Below are 1840 nucleotides of genomic sequence, written 5' to 3' on the forward strand. Positions count from 1 at the left end.
AGGATGATGCGGTAGAGGAGCGTTCTGTAAGCCTGTGAAGGTGAGTTGAGAAGCTTGCTGGAGGTATCAGAAGTGCGAATGCTGACATGAGTAACGACAATGGGTGTGAAAAACACCCACGCCGAAAGACCAAGGTTTCCTGCGCAACGTTAATCGACGCAGGGTTAGTCGGTCCCTAAGGCGAGGCTGAAAAGCGTAGTCGATGGAAAACAGGTTAATATTCCTGTACTTCTGGTTATTGCGATGGAGGGACGGAGAAGGCTAGGCCAGCTTGGCGTTGGTTGTCCAAGTTTAAGGTGGTAGGCTGGAATCTTAGGTAAATCCGGGATTCTAAGGCCGAGAGCTGATGACGAGTCATCTTTTAGATGACGAAGTGGTTGATGCCATGCTTCCAAGAAAAGCTTCTAAGCTTCAGGTAACCAGGAACCGTACCCCAAACCGACACAGGTGGTTGGGTAGAGAATACCAAGGCGCTTGAGAGAACTCGGGTGAAGGAACTAGGCAAAATGGCACCGTAACTTCGGGAGAAGGTGCGCCGGTGAGGGTGAAGGACTTGCTCCGTAAGCTCATGCCGGTCGAAGATACCAGGCCGCTGCGACTGTTTATTAAAAACACAGCACTCTGCAAACACGAAAGTGGACGTATAGGGTGTGACGCCTGCCCGGTGCCGGAAGGTTAATTGATGGGGTTAGCTAACGCGAAGCTCTTGATCGAAGCCCCGGTAAACGGCGGCCGTAACTATAACGGTCCTAAGGTAGCGAAATTCCTTGTCGGGTAAGTTCCGACCTGCACGAATGGCGTAACGATGGCGGCGCTGTCTCCACCCGAGACTCAGTGAAATTGAAATCGCTGTGAAGATGCAGTGTATCCGCGGCTAGACGGAAAGACCCCGTGAACCTTTACTATAGCTTTGCACTGGACTTTGAATTTGCTTGTGTAGGATAGGTGGGAGGCTTTGAAGCGTGGACGCCAGTTCGCGTGGAGCCAACCTTGAAATACCACCCTGGCAACTTTGAGGTTCTAACTCAGGTCCGTTATCCGGATCGAGGACAGTGTATGGTGGGTAGTTTGACTGGGGCGGTCTCCTCCTAAAGAGTAACGGAGGAGTACGAAGGTGCGCTCAGACCGGTCGGAAATCGGTCGTAGAGTATAAAGGCAAAAGCGCGCTTGACTGCGAGACAGACACGTCGAGCAGGTACGAAAGTAGGTCTTAGTGATCCGGTGGTTCTGTATGGAAGGGCCATCGCTCAACGGATAAAAGGTACTCCGGGGATAACAGGCTGATACCGCCCAAGAGTTCATATCGACGGCGGTGTTTGGCACCTCGATGTCGGCTCATCACATCCTGGGGCTGAAGCCGGTCCCAAGGGTATGGCTGTTCGCCATTTAAAGTGGTACGCGAGCTGGGTTTAGAACGTCGTGAGACAGTTCGGTCCCTATCTGCCGTGGACGTTTGAGATTTGAGAGGGGCTGCTCCTAGTACGAGAGGACCGGAGTGGACGAACCTCTGGTGTTCCGGTTGTCACGCCAGTGGCATTGCCGGGTAGCTATGTTCGGGAAAGATAACCGCTGAAAGCATCTAAGCGGGAAACTTGCCTCAAGATGAGATCTCACTGGAACCTTGAGTTCCCTGAAGGGCCGTCGAAGACTACGACGTTGATAGGTTGGGTGTGTAAGCGCTGTGAGGCGTTGAGCTAACCAATACTAATTGCCCGTGAGGCTTGACCATATAACACCCAAGCAATTTGACTACTCGAAAGAGCATCAGATTGCGGTGTGTGAAGACGAAACGAACCGAAAGTTCGATGTTCACAAAACACCGAAAGCTATCACATACCCA

1 rRNA gene (only partly in view) is annotated in these 1840 nt (G+C 52.0%); it reads left to right on the forward strand.

From position 1 onward, the window contains the following. Positions 1–1729: ribosomal RNA gene (locus ICA16_RS28085) — 23S ribosomal RNA — on the forward strand (it extends 1257 nt beyond the left edge of the window). The last annotated feature ends 111 nt before the right edge of the window (positions 1730–1840 follow it).

Origin of the sequence: Pseudomonas anatoliensis (assembly GCF_017976235.1) — a bacterium.
Taxonomy (GTDB): Bacteria; Pseudomonadota; Gammaproteobacteria; order Pseudomonadales; family Pseudomonadaceae; genus Aquipseudomonas; species Aquipseudomonas anatoliensis.